Origin of the sequence: Streptomyces durmitorensis (assembly GCF_023498005.1) — a bacterium.
GTDB classification, from domain to species: Bacteria; Actinomycetota; Actinomycetes; order Streptomycetales; family Streptomycetaceae; genus Streptomyces; species Streptomyces durmitorensis.
On record NZ_CP097289.1, the window covers coordinates 9,311,231 to 9,326,382 of the forward strand.

The 15,152-nt window shown below is 70.8% G+C and carries 14 protein-coding genes and 1 pseudogene; 10 read left to right on the top strand and 5 right to left on the bottom strand.

Annotated elements, in window-relative coordinates:
* Positions 1–10: 10 nt before the first annotated feature.
* Positions 11–178, bottom strand: coding sequence for a hypothetical protein (locus tag M4V62_RS41185; RefSeq protein ID WP_249593240.1), 168 nt, complete (start codon positions 176–178; stop codon positions 11–13).
* Between M4V62_RS41185 and M4V62_RS41190 the strand changes: the two are divergent.
* The 6 genes and pseudogenes from M4V62_RS41190 to M4V62_RS41215 all read left to right on the top strand — a co-directional run bounded on the left by M4V62_RS41190 (position 111) and on the right by M4V62_RS41215 (position 7,922).
* Positions 111–1,900 (top strand): annotated as a pseudogene (locus M4V62_RS41190) (alpha-galactosidase D). The gene M4V62_RS41185 and the pseudogene M4V62_RS41190 overlap by 68 nt on opposite strands.
* Positions 1,901–1,971: 71 nt before the next feature.
* Complete coding sequence (locus M4V62_RS41195) at positions 1,972–4,392, top strand: glycosyl hydrolase family 95 catalytic domain-containing protein (protein ID WP_249592311.1); 2,421 nt, start codon at positions 1,972–1,974, stop codon at positions 4,390–4,392.
* Positions 4,389–5,615, top strand: a complete 1,227-nt coding sequence (locus tag M4V62_RS41200; protein ID WP_249592312.1) for an SGNH/GDSL hydrolase family protein — start codon at positions 4,389–4,391, stop codon at positions 5,613–5,615. Before M4V62_RS41195 ends, M4V62_RS41200 begins: the two co-directional genes overlap by 4 nt.
* 74 nt (positions 5,616–5,689) lie before the next feature.
* Complete coding sequence (locus tag M4V62_RS41205) at positions 5,690–6,778, top strand: NAD(P)/FAD-dependent oxidoreductase (protein WP_249592313.1); 1,089 nt, start codon at positions 5,690–5,692, stop codon at positions 6,776–6,778.
* 154 nt (positions 6,779–6,932) lie between these two features.
* On the top strand, positions 6,933–7,346 hold the full coding sequence (locus tag M4V62_RS41210; protein ID WP_249593214.1) for a DUF6010 family protein: 414 nt from the start codon (positions 6,933–6,935) through the stop codon (positions 7,344–7,346).
* A gap of 156 nt (positions 7,347–7,502) precedes the next feature.
* Entirely contained in the window at positions 7,503–7,922 is a 420-nt protein-coding gene (locus M4V62_RS41215) for a hypothetical protein (protein WP_249592314.1), read from the top strand.
* 40 nt (positions 7,923–7,962) lie between these two features.
* Here the strand turns inward: M4V62_RS41215 and M4V62_RS41220 are convergent, their stop codons facing one another.
* Both M4V62_RS41220 and M4V62_RS41225 read right to left on the bottom strand, forming a co-directional pair.
* Complete coding sequence (locus tag M4V62_RS41220; RefSeq protein WP_249592315.1) at positions 7,963–8,856, bottom strand: SAM-dependent methyltransferase; 894 nt, start codon at positions 8,854–8,856, stop codon at positions 7,963–7,965.
* 242 nt (positions 8,857–9,098) lie between these two features.
* Positions 9,099–9,389, bottom strand: a complete 291-nt coding sequence (locus tag M4V62_RS41225) for a hypothetical protein (RefSeq protein ID WP_249592316.1) — start codon at positions 9,387–9,389, stop codon at positions 9,099–9,101.
* Between the two features lie 199 nt (positions 9,390–9,588).
* On the opposite strand from M4V62_RS41225, the gene M4V62_RS41230 reads away from it, so the two are divergent.
* Positions 9,589–10,884, top strand: coding sequence for an MFS transporter (locus tag M4V62_RS41230; RefSeq protein WP_249592317.1), 1,296 nt, complete (start codon positions 9,589–9,591; stop codon positions 10,882–10,884).
* A gap of 31 nt (positions 10,885–10,915) precedes the next feature.
* Positions 10,916–11,434 carry a TetR/AcrR family transcriptional regulator gene (locus M4V62_RS41235; RefSeq protein ID WP_283779177.1) on the top strand — a complete coding sequence of 173 codons (519 nt, stop codon included), beginning with the start codon at positions 10,916–10,918 and terminating at the stop codon, positions 11,432–11,434.
* Positions 11,435–11,450: 16 nt separating this feature from the next.
* Here the strand turns inward: M4V62_RS41235 and M4V62_RS41240 are convergent, their stop codons facing one another.
* Entirely contained in the window at positions 11,451–11,858 is a 408-nt protein-coding gene (locus M4V62_RS41240) for a four-helix bundle copper-binding protein (protein ID WP_249592318.1), read from the bottom strand.
* 321 nt (positions 11,859–12,179) lie between these two features.
* On the opposite strand from M4V62_RS41240, the gene M4V62_RS41245 reads away from it, so the two are divergent.
* Positions 12,180–13,589, top strand: coding sequence for a PepSY-associated TM helix domain-containing protein (locus M4V62_RS41245; protein ID WP_249592319.1), 1,410 nt, complete (start codon positions 12,180–12,182; stop codon positions 13,587–13,589).
* 21 nt (positions 13,590–13,610) lie between these two features.
* Here M4V62_RS41245 and M4V62_RS41250 read toward each other — a convergent pair whose 3' ends face one another.
* Entirely contained in the window at positions 13,611–13,958 is a 348-nt protein-coding gene (locus M4V62_RS41250; protein WP_249592320.1) for an ArsR/SmtB family transcription factor, read from the bottom strand.
* Between the two features lie 79 nt (positions 13,959–14,037).
* Between M4V62_RS41250 and M4V62_RS41255 the strand changes: the two genes are divergently transcribed.
* Positions 14,038–15,138: a cation diffusion facilitator family transporter gene (locus M4V62_RS41255; RefSeq protein WP_249592321.1), complete on the top strand. Its 1,101-nt coding sequence runs from the start codon at positions 14,038–14,040 to the stop codon at positions 15,136–15,138.
* The last annotated feature ends 14 nt before the right edge of the window (positions 15,139–15,152 follow it).

Here is a 15,152-nt window from a genome sequence, read left to right on the forward strand (position 1 = left end):
GCCCCCGACTTCAGGAGGTCCGGCCCATGCGGTCGTCCCTGTACTCCTCCCTGCTCGCCCTCGCCCTCGCCGCCGGTCCGACGACGGCCGTGCCCGCCGCCGCTGCTCCTGTGGCCGAGGCGAGGCCCGCCGCGGATCTGGCCCAGAAGCCCTTCATGGGCTGGACCAGCTGGAGCATGCAGTCCTCGAAGTACCCCGGGCTCAACCCCGACGGCGACTACAGTTACCTGACCGAGAAGAACGTCCTCCAGCAGACCGATGCCATGGCGTCCAAGCTCAAGAAGTACGGCTACGAGTACGTCAACATCGACGCCGGCTGGTGGCGTGACATGGCGTGGAAGCCGGAGTTCGACGCCTACGCCCGCCAGGCACCGAACGCGGGCCGCTTCCCGCGCGGCATGAAACCGGTCGCCGACGACATCCACGCCAAGGGCCTCAAGGCGGGCATCTACCTGCCGGTGGGCCTGGAGAAGGAGGCGTACGGCGAGGGCAAGGTGCCCATCTGGAAATCCACGCCAAGGGCCTCAAGGCGGGCATCTACCTGCCGGTGGGCCTGGAGAAGGAGGCGTACGGCGAGGGCAAGGTGCCCATCTGGAACGCGGAGGGCTGCACGACCGCCGACATCGTCCACGACGACCTGCGCACCACCAACGGCTGGGACAGCGCCTACAAACTCGACTTCTCCCGGCCCTGCGCGCAGAAGTACATCGACTCGCAGGCCCAGCTCTTCGCCGACTGGGGCTACGACTTCCTCAAGCTGGACGGAGTGGGCCCCGGCTCCTCCAAGAGCGGAGACAACTACAACAACGTCGCCGACGTCGCCGCCTGGAAGAAGGCGATCGCCAAGGCCGGGCGCCCGATCCACCTGGAGATCTCCTGGGCCCTGGACATCAACCACGTCGCCGACTGGAAGCAGTACTCCAACGGCTGGCGCATCGACACGGACGTCGAGTGCTACTGCAACACCCTGGTGTCGTGGGAGAACTCCGTCGACGACCGCTGGGACGACGCTCCCGGCTGGACCCGGCACGCCGGTCCTGGTGGCTGGAACGACCTCGACTCCCTGAACGTGGGCAACGGCGAGATGGACGGCCTGACCAAGGCCGAACGGCAGAGCTACGCGACGCTGTGGGCCATCGCCAAGTCGCCCCTCTACACCGGCGACGACCTCACCCGCCTGGACGACTACGGCGTATCGCTCCTGACCAACCGCGAGGTCATCGCCCTCAACCAGGGCAGCACGCCACCCGCGAGGCCCGTCACCGCATCCGGCAACCGGCAGGTCTGGAGCGCGAAGAACGCCGACGGCAGCCACACCGTCGCCCTGTTCAACCTCGGCGACTCGCCCGCCGCCGTCACCGCCGACTTCTCCACCCTCGGCTTCTCGGGCCGGGGCAAGGTCCGTGACCTGTGGAACCACGAGGACCTCGGCACCTACAAGGACAAGGTGACCCAGACGCTGCCCGCGCACGGCTCGCGCCTGTTCACGGTCGCACCGCGAGGCCCCGAGCAGCAGATGACGGGGTACGAGGCCGAGTCCGCCGCCAACACCCTCAGCGGCCACGCGGCGGTCGGCGACTGCGCCGCGTGCTCGGGGGGCAGCAAGGTCGGCAATCTCTACCAGGGCGGAAAGCTCCGGTTCAACGACGTCGTGGTGGGCAAGGCAGGGCGTTACGTGATCGACGTCGCGTACGTCAGCGGTGATCCGCGCACGGTCCAGGTCTCCGCCAACGGCCAAGGCCCCACCGCCCTGAAGTTCCCCTCCACCGGGGACTGGGGAACCGCCGAGACGATCGGCGTGCCGGTGACCTTCAAGGCCGGCAGCAACACGGTCACCTTCGACAGCGGCGACGGCTACGCCCCTGACATCGACCGGATCGGCGTACCGAAGCGTTCCTGACAGGCAAGGCCCCCGCACATCCCGCATGCACCCCCCCCCAAACGCACCATCCCTCCGGAATGGAGTGCCTCGTGGACGACGACCAGCACACCGGCTCGGCCCGGCGCAGACCGAGCCGCCGCGACATCCTCTCCGTGGCCGCCGCCGCGGGCGCCTTCACCGCACTCGGCGGCCTGCCCGCCTTCGCGGCCACCGCCCCCGCGACCCGGGAGACGGACTCACCCCTGCTCGCCGCAGCGGAGACGACCCGCTTCTGGTACCAGGCGCCCGCATCCGACCGGGCGATGATCGAACAGGGCCTGCCCGTGGGCAACGGGCGGCTCGGCGCGCTCACCGGCAACGACCCCGCCCGCGAACTGCTCCTCATCACCGACGCGACCCTGTGGACCGGCGGCCTCAACGCCACCCTCGACGCGGACGGCCAATTCCCTTATGGCCGGGGCGACTTCGGCTCCTTCACTCTCCTTGGTCGACTGACCGTGGACATACCCGACCACGACCTCTCGGCGGTCTCCGACTACCGCCGCGACCTCGACATCAGCCAGGGGCTCGTCACCACCTCGTATGTCCGCTCGGGGGTGAGGTATCTGCGCCGGATCTTCGCGAGCCATCCCGACGACGCCATCGTCCTGCATTTCTCGCAGCAGGGCGGTGGCCGCCACACGGGAACGGTCACCCTCGCGGGCACGCATGACGAGACCACCACCGCGCACGGCCCCCGGTCCGCCTCGTTCGGCGCCGCCTTCCCGGACGGCGGTCTTCGCTACGGCGCCGCGGTGACGGCGTACAGCACCACTGGCACGGTGGCCGTCGACGGCTCGCGGATCTCCTTCGCCGGATGCAAGGAGCTCACCGTCGTGGTCAGCGGCGGCACCAACTACGCGCCCGACGCGGCCGCCGGCTACCGCGACCCCGATCTCGACCCGCAGCGGCTCGCCAGGACCAAGGCCCTCGCGGCGGCCCGCCATTCGCCGACCACGCTCCTGCACTCCCATGTCGCCGACCACCGGCGCCTGTTCGAGCGGATGGACGTCTCGCTCGGCACGTCGTCCCGGGCACAACGCGGCCTCGACACCTGGGAGCGTGTGCAGGCACGCGCCCAGGACGGCGAGCCCGACCCCGAACTAGAGGCGTCCTACCTCCAGTTCGGCCGCTATCTCATGATCGCCGGATCCCGCGACAGCCTGCCGCTCAACCTCCAGGGCCTGTGGCTGGACGGCAACGACCCGGACTGGATGGCGGATTACCACACCGACATCAACATCCAGATGAACTACTGGCTGGCCGACCGTGCGGCTCTCTCCCCCTGCTTCGACGCGTACGCCGACTACTGCCTGGCGCAGCTTCCCTCCTGGACCGAACTCACCCGGACCCTGTTCAACGACCCGCGCAACCGCTACCGCAACTCCAGCGGGAAGATCGCGGGCTGGACCGTGGCCATCTCCACCAACATCCACGGCGGGAACGGCTGGTGGTGGCATCCCGCCGGAAACGCCTGGCTGTCCAACTCCCTCTTCGAGCACTACGAATTCACCCAGGGCAGGGCCTACCTCGCCAGGATCCACCCGCTGCTCAAGGGGGCCTGCGAGTTCTGGGAGGCCCGGCTGCTCACGACGACCGTCACCGACGAGGCGACCGGCAAGAGCCGCGAGGTCCTGATCGCCGACAGCGACTGGTCTCCCGAACACGGTCCGCTCGACGCCAAGGGCATCACGTACGCCCAGGAACTGGTGTGGGCGCTCTTCGAGAACTACCGCACCGCCTGCTCCGTCCTCGGCAGGGACACCGCCCACGGCAAGGCGATCGGCAAGCTCCAGGACCGGCTCCACCTCCCCCAAGTCAGCCAGAAGACCGGCTGGTTGGAGGAGTGGATGTCACCCGAGAACCTCGGCGAGACCACCCACCGGCACCTCTCCCCGCTGGTCCAGCTCTTCCCCGGTGACAGGATCCGCCCCGACGAATCGACCCCGAAGGCCCTGGTCGAAGGGGCAACGGCGCTGCTCGCCGCGCGCGGCATGGAGAGCTTCGGCTGGGCGAACGCCTGGCGGAGCCTGTGCTGGGCCCGCCTGAAGGACGCGGACAAGGCGTACCAGCTGGTCGTGAACAATCTGCGGCCGTCGATCGGCGGGAGCAACGGCACCGCGATGAACCTCTTCGACATCTACGAGGTCGAGCAGGGCCGCGGCATCTTCCAGAGCGACTCCAACTTCGGTACGGCGGCAGCGATGTTGGAGATGCTGGTCTACTCCCGGCCGGGACACGTCGAGCTGCTGCCCGCCCTGCCCGATGCCTGGGCACGCTCCGGCTCGGTCACCGGCGTCGGCGTGCGCGGCGGCTTCGTGGTCGACCTGCGCTGGCGGGCGGGGAAGGTCACCGAGGCCCGGCTGCGCAGTGTCGGCGGACGCAGCACCACGGTGTCGTACGGAGGAGTGAGGAGGAAGGTCGCCCTTGAGCCGGGCGGCTCCATCACGCTGCGGGGAGCGGGCAGTTGAGGACCGGCATGTGGCGCGTGCGCCGTGGGCGGGCCGTCGCTGCCGTCTGCGGGCTCGTGCTCGCGCTGTGCTTACCGGCGACGGCTTCGGCCGCGACGGCCGCAGGGGAGTCGTCGCGGCATCAGGTCGTCACGTGGGGAGCGAGCGCCGACCGGCTCGGCGAGGCGGTGGCCGACCGCAGCTACCGCCTCGTCGTCCGGACGAGCGTCGGCGGCGCCCATCCGCGGATCAGGCTGTCCAACGCCTTCGGCGACCGGCCGGTGACCTTCGGCAGCGCCTACGCCGGAGCGCGCGCGGAGGGCGCGCGGCTCGTCCCCGGCAGCAACCGAAGGATCACCTTCGGGGGCGGGCGGACCGTCACGGTGGCGCCGGGCGAGAGCGTGACCAGCGATCCGTTGTCCGGACGGCTCGCGGCCCAGAGCGATCTGGTCGTCAGCCTGTACGTGGCCGAGGCCGCGGGCCAGGCGACGGGGCACGGCATGGCCATGCAGACGTCGTACGCGGCGAGTGGCGACCATGCCCGGGAGGAGGGAGAGGGCAGTTGGGGCGAGCGGATCAGCTCGTGGTTCCATCTCGACGCGGTGAGTGTGGAGAGCGGGGCGGACACGGGCGCCCTGGTCGCGCTCGGCGACTCCATCACGGACGGCTGGCAGTCCACCGGCGACACGAACCGCCGCTGGCCCGACTATCTGTCGCGGCGGCTGCAGAGTGCGTCCGGGACCGGCATCAAGGGTGTCGCCAACGAGGGCATCTCCGGCAACAAGGTGCTTGCCGACGGCGCCGGGCAGAGCGCCCTGGCCCGGCTGGAACGCGACGTCCTCTCCCAACCGGGCGTGCGCACGGTGTTCTTGTTCGAGGGCATCAACGACATCAAGGCGCACACCGGCGTCACGGCGGGCCAACTCATCGCCGGATACCGGCAGATCATCGAGCGGTCGCACGCGGCGGGCAAGTGCGTCGTGGGCGCGACGGTACTGCCCTTCAAGGACTGGTCGGAGTTCGACGCCGCGGGTGAGGCGGTGCGCCAGGAGGTCAACGACTTCATCAGGAACAGCGCCGATCTCGATGCCGTCACCGACTTCGACAAGGCGCTTCGCAGCCCGTACGACCCAGAACGCCTGCTCCCGGTCTTCGACGGAGGGGACCACCTCCATCCCAGCGACAAGGGCATGCGGGTGATGGCCGACGCCGTCAACCTGGCGGAGCTGGAGTGCGGGCGGTGAACCGGCGCGAGCGCTTATTGCTGAAACAGCAAGGAAGCTTGCCGATCTGCTGAGGTCGGGCGCACGGTGTCCGCATGACTGAGACTGAGATCGAGACGAATGAGCAGGACGTTGACGTGCTGGTGGTCGGGGGCGGCGCGGCGGGTCTTTCGGCCGCGTTGACCCTGGCCCGTGCGAGGCGCTCGGTCCTGGTGGTCGACTCCGGGGAGCCCCGCAACGCTCCCGCCGACGGGGTGCACGGGTTCCTCTCCCGTGAGGGCCTCGCGCCGGGCGAACTGCTGCGGATCGGCAGGGAGGAGGTCACCGGGTACGGCGGGCGGATCGTGTCGGACCTGGTGACGGCCGTCCGCAGGGTCGGCGAGCGCTTCGTGGTGGAGACCGCGGGCGGCCGCAGCCACGGCGCGCGACGCCTGCTGGTGACGACGGGGCTCGTCGATGAGCTGCCCGATGTGCCCGGCCTGCGCGAGCGGTGGGGCCGTGACGTCCTGCACTGCCCGTACTGCCACGGCTGGGAGGTGCGCGACGAGCCGATCGGCGTCCTGGCGACCGGTCCGATGGCGGTGCACCAGGCGCTCCTGTTCCGCCAGTGGTCGCCGGACGTGACCCTGTTCCTGCACACCGCGGGCGAGCTGACCGGGGAGCAGTGGGAGCAACTGGCCGCCCGCGGCATCGCCGTGGTCGACGGCGAGGTGGCCGGTCTCGACGTCGAGGCTGACCAGCTCTCCGGCGTACGGCTTGCCTCGGGCAGGAGCATCCCGGTGCGGGCTCTGGCCGTGGCACCGCGGTTCGAGGCGCGCGGCGCGGTGCTCGCGGGGCTCGGCCTGACCGGTGTGAACCACCCGATGGGCGTGGGTAGTTACGTGGAGTCGGACACGACCGGCCGCACGGACGCCCCGGGGGTGTGGGTCGCGGGAAACGTCACCGACCTTGTGGCCGGAGTCATGGTGTCCGCAGCCTCCGGCATGGCGGCCGCGACAGCGATCAACGCCGATCTCGTGGCCGACGACACGAGGGCGGCCGTGGCGGCGCGGCGCGGCGCAGGGCCCTTCAGCCCGGCCGCGGAAGCCGCCAACTGCCAGCAGGTACTGGGGGAGCGGCGGCACGGGATCGAGTCAGTCCTGGCCGGTGACGAGGTGGGCCGTCGCGAGGCCAAGGGGCGGTGAGGGGCCGGATGGAGGGTCCGCACCGCAGGTGGCGCTATCCCGTTAAAGGCTGTCATTAATGCCACTGGGAGGTGGCCGCAGGCCCGGATAACTTCGGCGGTGATCCCGGCACTGACCGGGCGCGCGCCACCGCTGAAGGAACTCCATGCAGGTCATGACCTATGTCGCACCGGTACTGATCGGCGTCCTGTACGCCCTCGTCATGTCCCTGATCCGCGAACCGAACCGGCGCCGATTCAACGCGATCATGGTGGCCGGTGCGGGAGCGGCCTACCTGAGCGGCGGCGGATTCGGAGGCTGGGAGTTCCTCTTCACCGCCGCCGTCACGTACTGCGCCTACCGGGGCCTGGAATCCTGGACGTTCATCGGCATCGGCTGGCTGCTCCACACCGGTTGGGACCTGCTCCACCACATCAAGGGCAACCCGATCATCCCCTTCGCCCACGACTCGTCCCTCGGCTGCGCCATCTGCGATCCCGTCATCGCGCTCTGGTGCCTGCGCGGCGGCCCCTCGCTGATGGGACTCGTCCGCGGCCGCCGGGTCGAAGACCACGCGGCCGAGCTGTGAGGGCAGTTGCGACGCTGTGACCGGTTTTATCGGATTCCGTTACGCGCTCTCCGGGTGATCGCAATGTCGGGTGCATACGTTTATGTTCCTCATTGTGCGGCTCGTCGCACGACGAGGGCCGCGTACTGACCGACGACCAAGGGGATCACTGCCGTTATGCGAAACATCCGCCGCCACAGCCTTCTGCGCACCGCCGCCGTCTCCGCCATCGCCGGATCGGTCCTGCTGATTCCCGCCACCGCCGCGCTCGCCGCCGGGTCGGGCCCGGAGCCCGTCCCCGCGCAGGCGGCCGCCAAGCCCGCCCCGGCCACGCTCACGGCGAAGGCGTCCGTCTCCCACGTCCGTGCCTGGCAGGAGCTGCGCATCACGGGCAAGGCGACCGGGCTCAAGGCCGGCAGCAAGGTGACCCTGCAGCAGAAGCAGCACGGGGCGTGGAAGGCCCTGCCCGCCAGCACGGTCACCAACAAGTCCGGGAGCTACGGCCTGCGCGCCAAGCTCGGCCTCAAGGGCAAGAACGAACTGCGCGTCGCCAGCGGCGCGACGGTCTCGCCGGTCGTCAAGGTGACCGTGAGCTGACCCGCGTCGGGCCTTGGCTCGCGCCCGGGGCCGTGCCGCGTCAGGCCTCGGGTGCGCGCACGACGAGCAGGTAGTAGTCCATGTGGTCGCGGCAGAAGGAGCGGTAGGGAGCCATGAGCGGATCGGTGTGGGCCAGGGCCTCCTTGCCGAACCGCTCCTCGATCTCGCCGCGCCGGTCCTCGTAGAGCACGCACATGAGCTCGCCGCACAGGGCCGCGTTCGCGGTCATGTCGCGCACGGACTCCACATGGAAGCCCGCCTGTTGGAGTTCGCCGACGAGCGTGGCGAAGGGGGTGAGCGGGGGACAGGTCCACATCCGCGTATAGGCCGCCACTTCCTCGGCGGTGGGGCTGCCGCGCAGGGCGAACTCCGTGAACAGGAAACGCCCGCCGGGACGCAGCACCCGCAGGGCCTCACGGAGCCCTGCGGGCCGGTCCGAGAAGTGGGGGACGCAGTCGATGGACCACGCGGCGTCGAAGGCCGCGTCCGCGTAGTCCAGTCGCATGGCGTTGCCGTAGGCGAAGTCCACCCGCTCGGCGAGGCCCGGGGCCGACCGGCCCCGGGCCTTGAGGTGCTCCTGGCACCGGGCGAGCTGGCTCTTGCTGACGTTGATCCCGGTGACGCGGGCGCCGGTGCGCTCCGCCAGGCGGACGGCCGGGCCGCCGGTGCCGCAGCCGATGTCGAGAAGGTGCTCGTGGGGCGCCAAGTCGATGGTGTCGACGAGGAATTCGGTCTGCCGGTCCTGGGCGAGGTCGGCCAGCGCGGTCAGCGTGGTGACGGGCGGGTGCTCGCCGTGCGGCGCGTACATGCCGATGTGCACGGCGGTGGAGCCGAGCGTCAGGGCGAGCATGTCGCCGAACTGGTCGTACATCGCGCCGACTTCTTCGGGGGTGGGCGCCGTCGTGCCGCGTGCGCCGGTGTCTTCCACGGTCATGGGTGCATCCCTTTCAGCGACGTGCGGTCGGTCGTCAAGGAATCGCGCTCGATGAGTTCGAGAAGTTCGACAGGGCGTGCTCGATCGAGAAGGCGTGCTCAAGAAGGCGTGCTCAAGAAGGCGGTGCAGAAGCGTGCGCGGTACGCGCCGGACGCTGGGACGCTAGCACCGGGAGCCGTCACGGTGGAGCCCCGAAAGCGCCAAGCAGCTCTGCGGCTCAGCTGCCGGGCGCCCGGTGACGGTCAGTCGCGCTCGGCGCGCTCCTGAGGTGCGGCGGAGCCCTCGGCCTCGGCGTGCGCGTCGACCTGGCGCCCCACCTCACGCGCCTCGTCGGTCAGCATCCGCAGTCTGGCCTCGGCCTGATCCGCGCGGGCCTGGAGACGTGCGGTGTCGTCGGCGATGACCCGGCAGGCCATATCCATCGCGGCGTCGACGTCCTCGGCGGAACCGCGCTCCGCCAGCTCCTCCAGTGCGTTCTTGACGGCGGCGATGCCGCCGCGGTGGTGGATGTCGTTCCAGAACTCATAGTCCATCCGGGCAGTTTGCCGGATAGGGCACCGCGGTGCGAAACGCGGCCGCGATCCGGGCCTCGCCCTTCTCGTGATCCGGGCCCACCCCTCCCGGAGGCCACCCGTGATAGAAAGTGGGACGTTCGTTCAAGTTTTTCGTGATGTGCTGCGGAGGCCCGAATGCGCCACTTCCTGCTGCCCGGAAACGACCGAGGAGCCCTCGATGGCTAACCCGTACCGCGCACTGTTCTCCGCACCGGGGGCGAAGGGCTTCTCCGCGGCCGGGCTGCTCGCACGCCTGCCGCTGCCGATGACCCACATGGGCATCCTCACGATGCTGTCCGAGCTGCGCGGCGAGTACGCGCTTGCGGGCGCCGTCGCCGGGACGTTCACGCTGTCCATGGCCCTGATAGGTCCTCAGATATCCCGTGTGGTCGACTGGTTGGGGCAGGGGCGCGTCCTGCTCCCGGCCACCGGTGTCAGCGTCGCCGCGCTGGGCGGGCTGCTCCTGTGCGCGTACTACGGCGCGCCCGTGTGGACCCTCTTCGTCTTCGCGTTCCTGGCCGGGTTCATGCCGAGCATGGGTGCGATGGTCAGAGCCCGCTGGACCCACCTGTACCGCGGCTCGCCGCGGCTCAACGCCGCGTACTCCCTGGAATCCGTGGTCGACGAGCTCACCTACATCATCGGGCCCGCCATCGCCGTCGTCCTCGGCACGGCCCTCTTCCCCGAAGCGGGGCCGATGGTCGCCGCGGTGCTGCTCGTCGTGGGCGTACTGCTCTTCGTCCCGCAGAAGCGCACCGAACCTCCCGTGCAGCCGCAGGCCGACGGTGCGGGGCGGTCGGCGATCCGGTCGGGCTCGCTCCTCGCGATGGCGCTCACCCTGCTGTTCGGCGGCGCCATCGCAGGGACCGTCGACACGATGGGGCTCGCCTTCGCCCAGGAGCAGGGGCAGAAGGAGGCAGCGGGGATCGTCTTCGCCGTGTACGCCGTCGGGTCCGCCGTCTCGGGACTGACCTTCGGGGCACTGAAGTTGAGCGTGCCGCTCCCGAGACTCCTCGTGATCGGGGTGGCGGGCACGGCCCTGACGACGCTGCCGTTCCTCGTCGTGAACAGCATCGCGACCCTGTCCGCCGCGGTCTTCCTCGCCGGCGTGTTCTTCGCGCCGACCATGGTCACCATCATGGGCATCGTCGAGAGGCTCACCCCCGCGGCCCGGCTCACCGAAGGAATGACCTGGATGATCGCGGGCCTGCAGATCGGCGTGGCGCTCGGCGCCGCCGCCTCGGGGCAGGTCGTGGACTCCTTCGGTACCCGCGCCGGCTTCACCGTGTCCTTGGCCATGGGCGCCCTCGCGCTCCTGACGACCCTGCTCAGCTACCGGCACGTGAGTGCGGAGACGGCGCGGGCGGTCGGCAGGGAGGAGGTCACGAGGGGGCCCGACCGGCCAGGTATCGTCGCGGAGACCGTCACCGGACAGGAGTCGCACACTGAACGAGCCGATCACCGACGGCCGTAGGGCCAAGGGCGAACGCCGTCGGCGCGAACTGATCGAGGCCACCTTGCGCGTGATCGCGCGGGACGGCGCCTCCGGGGTGACGCACCGCAAGGTGGCCCGCGAGGCGGACCTGCCGACGACCGCGAGCACGTACTACTTCGAGAGCATCGACGCCTTGCTGACCGCGGCGCTCACGTCCTGCATGTACGAGGACGCCGAGCGCCTGCGGTGGCTGATCGAGGCACCCGGCGACGGCACCGACAAGCGCGGCGCACTCGCCCGCCTGATGGCCGACCTGCTCACGGCCCCCGGGCGGCTGCTCGCGGAGTTCGAGCTGTGCCTGCTCGCCTCGCGCAGGCCCGATCTGCGCGGGCCGACACGGCACTGGGCGGACACCCTGAGCGCCTTCGCCCGGCTCTTCACCGACGACCCGTTGCGCGTCAGGCTCTTCGCCAACGCCTACGACGGCATGCTTCTGCAAGCGCTCCTCGCGGACGCGCCCGTCACGGCCGACGAGTTCGAGGCCATGCTGCGCGAACTGCTCCCCGGGGACGCCGGGGCGGCGGCCTGAGCCCGGACCCCGCGCGCTAGCCCAGGCTCCGCAGTACCTCGCGGCAGGCAGTGGCCGCGCGGTCGGTGGCCTCGGAGCACAGGCGGCAGTGCTCGTGCTGCGGCGCGTGCTGGGCGCACAGCTCATGACTGTGCTCGCAGGCCATCACGCACGCCTCCAACTGCGCGGCGAGCAGCGCGTGATCGGCGTCCGTGCCGCGCGTCAGGACCCGCCGCGTGGCGCAGGCCACGTCGGCGCAGTTGAGGTCGCGGTTGATGGCGGCCCGCAGCTCATCGGCCTCCTTCTCGGCGAGCATGCCGACCGCGCAGGCGGTCACGGCAAGTTCGCACGCGGAGAGGGCGTCGGCGGCGGTGGCCAGGGTCTGGTTGTCGAGGTGGTCGGCACGGGAGGCAAGGCTGTCGAACAACTCGCGCGTCTGGAGCATCGCGTCTCCAACGGAGTCTTGAGGGGCCCCGGTTCCGGGGGTTCCCGGACCTGAGGACTCCCGGGCTCTCGACGCTAGTCCTGCCCTCGCCGCCGGTGAAGGGTGCGGGGCGCGCCGATCGCGGCGCGTGACCGTCCGCCGGATCCTCCCCGTCGACCCGGGTCGCCCACACCAGTCGGTGTGACGCACACCGATCGGTGTGGCGCGCATCACACGATTCATGGCCGTTGCCGGGAACTCATGTGCCTCTCCGGCCGACTCCTGCACCGGCCCGCCCGCTGCGGCCGCTCCGCACCACCCCTTCATCCAGGAGAGCAGCTCATGTCCGCCGAACCCACACTCCTCGCCCCGGACGACGGGCAGGAGACCCAGGAGGCACAGCCCTCCGCAGGACGGTCCGGATGGGCGTCGCTGCGTCCGCTCGTGCTGCGACTGCACTTCTACGCCGGGGTGCTCATCGCACCCTTCCTGCTCGTCGCCGCCACCACGGGACTCCTGTACGCCTGCTCGTACCAGGCCGAGAAGATCGTGTACTCCCACGAACTGCGCGTCCCCGTGGGCGAGAACAAGACCGAGCTGCCGCTCTCGAAACAGGTGGCCGCCGCCCGCAAGGCGCACCCCGAGGGCACGGTCAGCGCGGTACGGCCCTCGCCGGAGGAGGGCGCGACCACCCGCGTGCTCCTGTCCGGAGCGCCGGGCGTGGACGCCGACCGCACGCTCGCCGTATTCGTGAACCCGTACAACGGCGAAGTGCGCGGCGCCCTGGAGCAGTACGGCTCCACCGGCGCGCTGCCGCTGCGCACCTGGATCGACGAGCTCCACCGCGATCTGCACCTGGGCGAGAGCGGCCGGCTCTACAGCGAACTCGCCGCCAGCTGGCTGTGGGTGATCGCGGGCGGCGGTCTCGTGCTGTGGTTCGCGCGGCGGCGGTCCCAGCGCAAGCTGCGCGGGACGACCGGCCGTCGGCGCACGCTCTCGCTGCACGGCTCGGTGGGTGTGTGGGCCGCCGTCGGGCTGATCTTCCTGTCGGCGACGGGTCTTACCTGGTCGACGTATGCCGGACAGAGCGTCGGTGATCTGCGCGAGGCCATCGGGCAGACCACGCCGGCGCTGACCGCGAGCGCCGGCGGCGGGGAGCACGCGGGGCACGGCGGATCGGGCTCGTCCGGCGCGACGGGCGGTGACGCTGCCGGGCTCGACGCCGTCCTGGAGGCGGCCCGTGCCGAGGGGCTCTCCAACCCGGTCGAGGTCGTGCCGCCCGCCGACGCGTCGTCCGCGTACGTCGTGAGGCAGATCCAGCGCAGCTGGCCCGAGAAGCAGGACTCCGTAGCCGTCGACCCGGCGACCGGCGAGGTCACCGAAGTGCTGCGGTTCGCCGATTACCCCGTGCTCGCCAAGCTGACCCGCTGGGGCATCGACGCGCACACCGGCACGCTGTTCGGTCTTGTCAACCAGATCGCCCTCGCCGTTCTCGCCCTCGGCCTGATCCTGATGATCGTGTGGGGATACCGCATGTGGTGGCAGCGCGGGCGCGGCAGCTCCTTCGGGCGCCCGCTGCCGCGCGGTGCGTGGCAACACGTACCGGCGCATGTCCTGGTCCCGTTGATGGCGGCGATCGCCGCGCTCGGCTACTTCGTGCCGCTGCTCGGCATCCCGTTGGCGGCCTTTCTCGCCGTGGACATCGTCCTGGGGGAGATCGCCTACCGGCGCGGCAGGCGCACCTACGCCTGAGGCCCGCTCGGGCGCCTTTGCTCAGTCGTGGGTGGCGGCCCCGCTGAGGTGGTGGTCGGCGAGGTTCAGGACCTCGTCGACCACACGGCGCAGATGCCCGTCGGGCGGGCCGTAGATCATCCGTCGCCCCTCCTTGCGTACGGAGACGAGCCCGGCGAGGCGCAGTTTGGCCAGGTGTTGGCTGACCGCCGGGCGAGCCGCGCCGCACGCTGCGGTCAGGGTCGTGACATCCGCTTCGCCCGCGCCGAGGGTGTGCAGCAGGGCGAGCCGGGTGCGGTCGGCGAGGAGGCCGAGGACCTCGGCGGCATGGGCGAAGTGCTCGGTGCCCGGATCTTGCGGGTGCGCATCGTGCGCAGGTGATAGGTGCATGCGTGCGCTCATACGCACATAATGAGTGCGGGCGCCCAGCGGTGTCCACTCTCCCGTCCCGCGTCGGAAGGCCGTACTCGTGAGTGAGCAGCACGGACACCCGCACCCGCACCCGAACCCTTCGCGCGAGCACCACCACCATGACCATGGCCACGGCCACGGCCACGGCCATGAGCCCGGTGGCGCGAGGCGCTTGGCCCGGTGGCGGCACAAGGCCGGGCACCTGCTGACACCCCACTCGCACGAGGCCGCGGACAAGGTCGATACGGCGCTGGAGTCGTCCGCCCGCGGCATGCGCGCGCTGTGGATCTCGCTGGCCGTCCTCGGCGTGACCGCCGGGGCCCAAGCGGTGATCGTGGTGCTCACCGGTTCGGTCGCGCTTCTCGGTGACACCGTGCACAACGCGGCGGACGCGCTGACCGCGATCCCCCTCGGTATCGCCTTCGTCCTGGGCCGACGGGCCGCCACGCGCCGCTTCACCTATGGCTACGGCCGCGCAGAGGATCTCGCGGGCATGGTCATCCTCCTGACGATCGCCGCATCCGCGGCCTTCGCGGCCTGGGCGGCCGTCGACCGGCTGCTCAACCCCCGCACGCTGGAACACCTCTGGGTGGTGGCCGCCGCTGCCGTCATCGGTTTCATCGGCAACGAATGGGTCGCCCGCTACCGCATCCGCGTCGGCCGTGAGATCGGCTCGGCCGCCCTGGTGGCCGACGGTCTGCATGCCCGCACGGACGGATTCACCTCGCTGGCCGTCCTGTTGAGCGCGGGCGGCGCCGCCCTGGGCTGGCGGCTCGCCGACCCGATCGTGGGCCTGCTGATCACCGCGGCCATCCTCCTGGTGCTGAGGGACGCGGCGCGCGAGGTGTTCCGCCGGGTGATGGACGCCGTCGACCCGGCCCTGGTCGACACGGCGGAGGAGGCGCTCCTGACGGTTCCCGGCGTACGCGGCGTCGGCGAGCTGCGCCTTCGCTGGATTGGCCACCGGCTGCGTGCCGAAGTGGCGGTCGTCGTGGACGGAGAGCTGTCCGTACGGGAGGCGCACGAGGTCGCGGTCGACGCGGAGCACGCCCTGCTGCACGCGGTGCCGAAGCTGACCGCCGCACTGGTGCACGCCGACCCGGCGGTCGTGCCCGGAGCCCCGGACCCGCACAAGGCCCTCGCGCACCACGGGACATGAGCGGGAAGACAGCG

Excerpts from the sequence above, each read along its gene's own strand:
- M4V62_RS41230 (WP_249592317.1), top strand. The coding sequence starts at position 9,589 with ATGGCTAACCCGTACCGCGCACTGTTCTCCGCACCGGGGGCGAAGGGC.
- M4V62_RS41240 (WP_249592318.1), bottom strand. The coding sequence starts at position 11,858 with ATGCTCCAGACGCGCGAGTTGTTCGACAGCCTTGCCTCCCGTGCCGAC.
- M4V62_RS41210 (WP_249593214.1), top strand. The coding sequence starts at position 6,933 with ATGACCTATGTCGCACCGGTACTGATCGGCGTCCTGTACGCCCTCGTC.
- M4V62_RS41245 (WP_249592319.1), top strand. The coding sequence starts at position 12,180 with ATGTCCGCCGAACCCACACTCCTCGCCCCGGACGACGGGCAGGAGACC.
- M4V62_RS41250 (WP_249592320.1), bottom strand. The coding sequence starts at position 13,958 with ATGCACCTATCACCTGCGCACGATGCGCACCCGCAAGATCCGGGCACC.
- M4V62_RS41225 (WP_249592316.1), bottom strand. The coding sequence starts at position 9,389 with ATGGACTATGAGTTCTGGAACGACATCCACCACCGCGGCGGCATCGCC.
- M4V62_RS41220 (WP_249592315.1), bottom strand. The coding sequence starts at position 8,856 with ATGACCGTGGAAGACACCGGCGCACGCGGCACGACGGCGCCCACCCCC.
- M4V62_RS41215 (WP_249592314.1), top strand. The coding sequence starts at position 7,503 with ATGCGAAACATCCGCCGCCACAGCCTTCTGCGCACCGCCGCCGTCTCC.
- M4V62_RS41185 (WP_249593240.1), bottom strand. The coding sequence starts at position 178 with ATGCTCCAGCTGGTCCAGCCCATGAAGGGCTTCTGGGCCAGATCCGCG.
- M4V62_RS41205 (WP_249592313.1), top strand. The coding sequence starts at position 5,690 with ATGACTGAGACTGAGATCGAGACGAATGAGCAGGACGTTGACGTGCTG.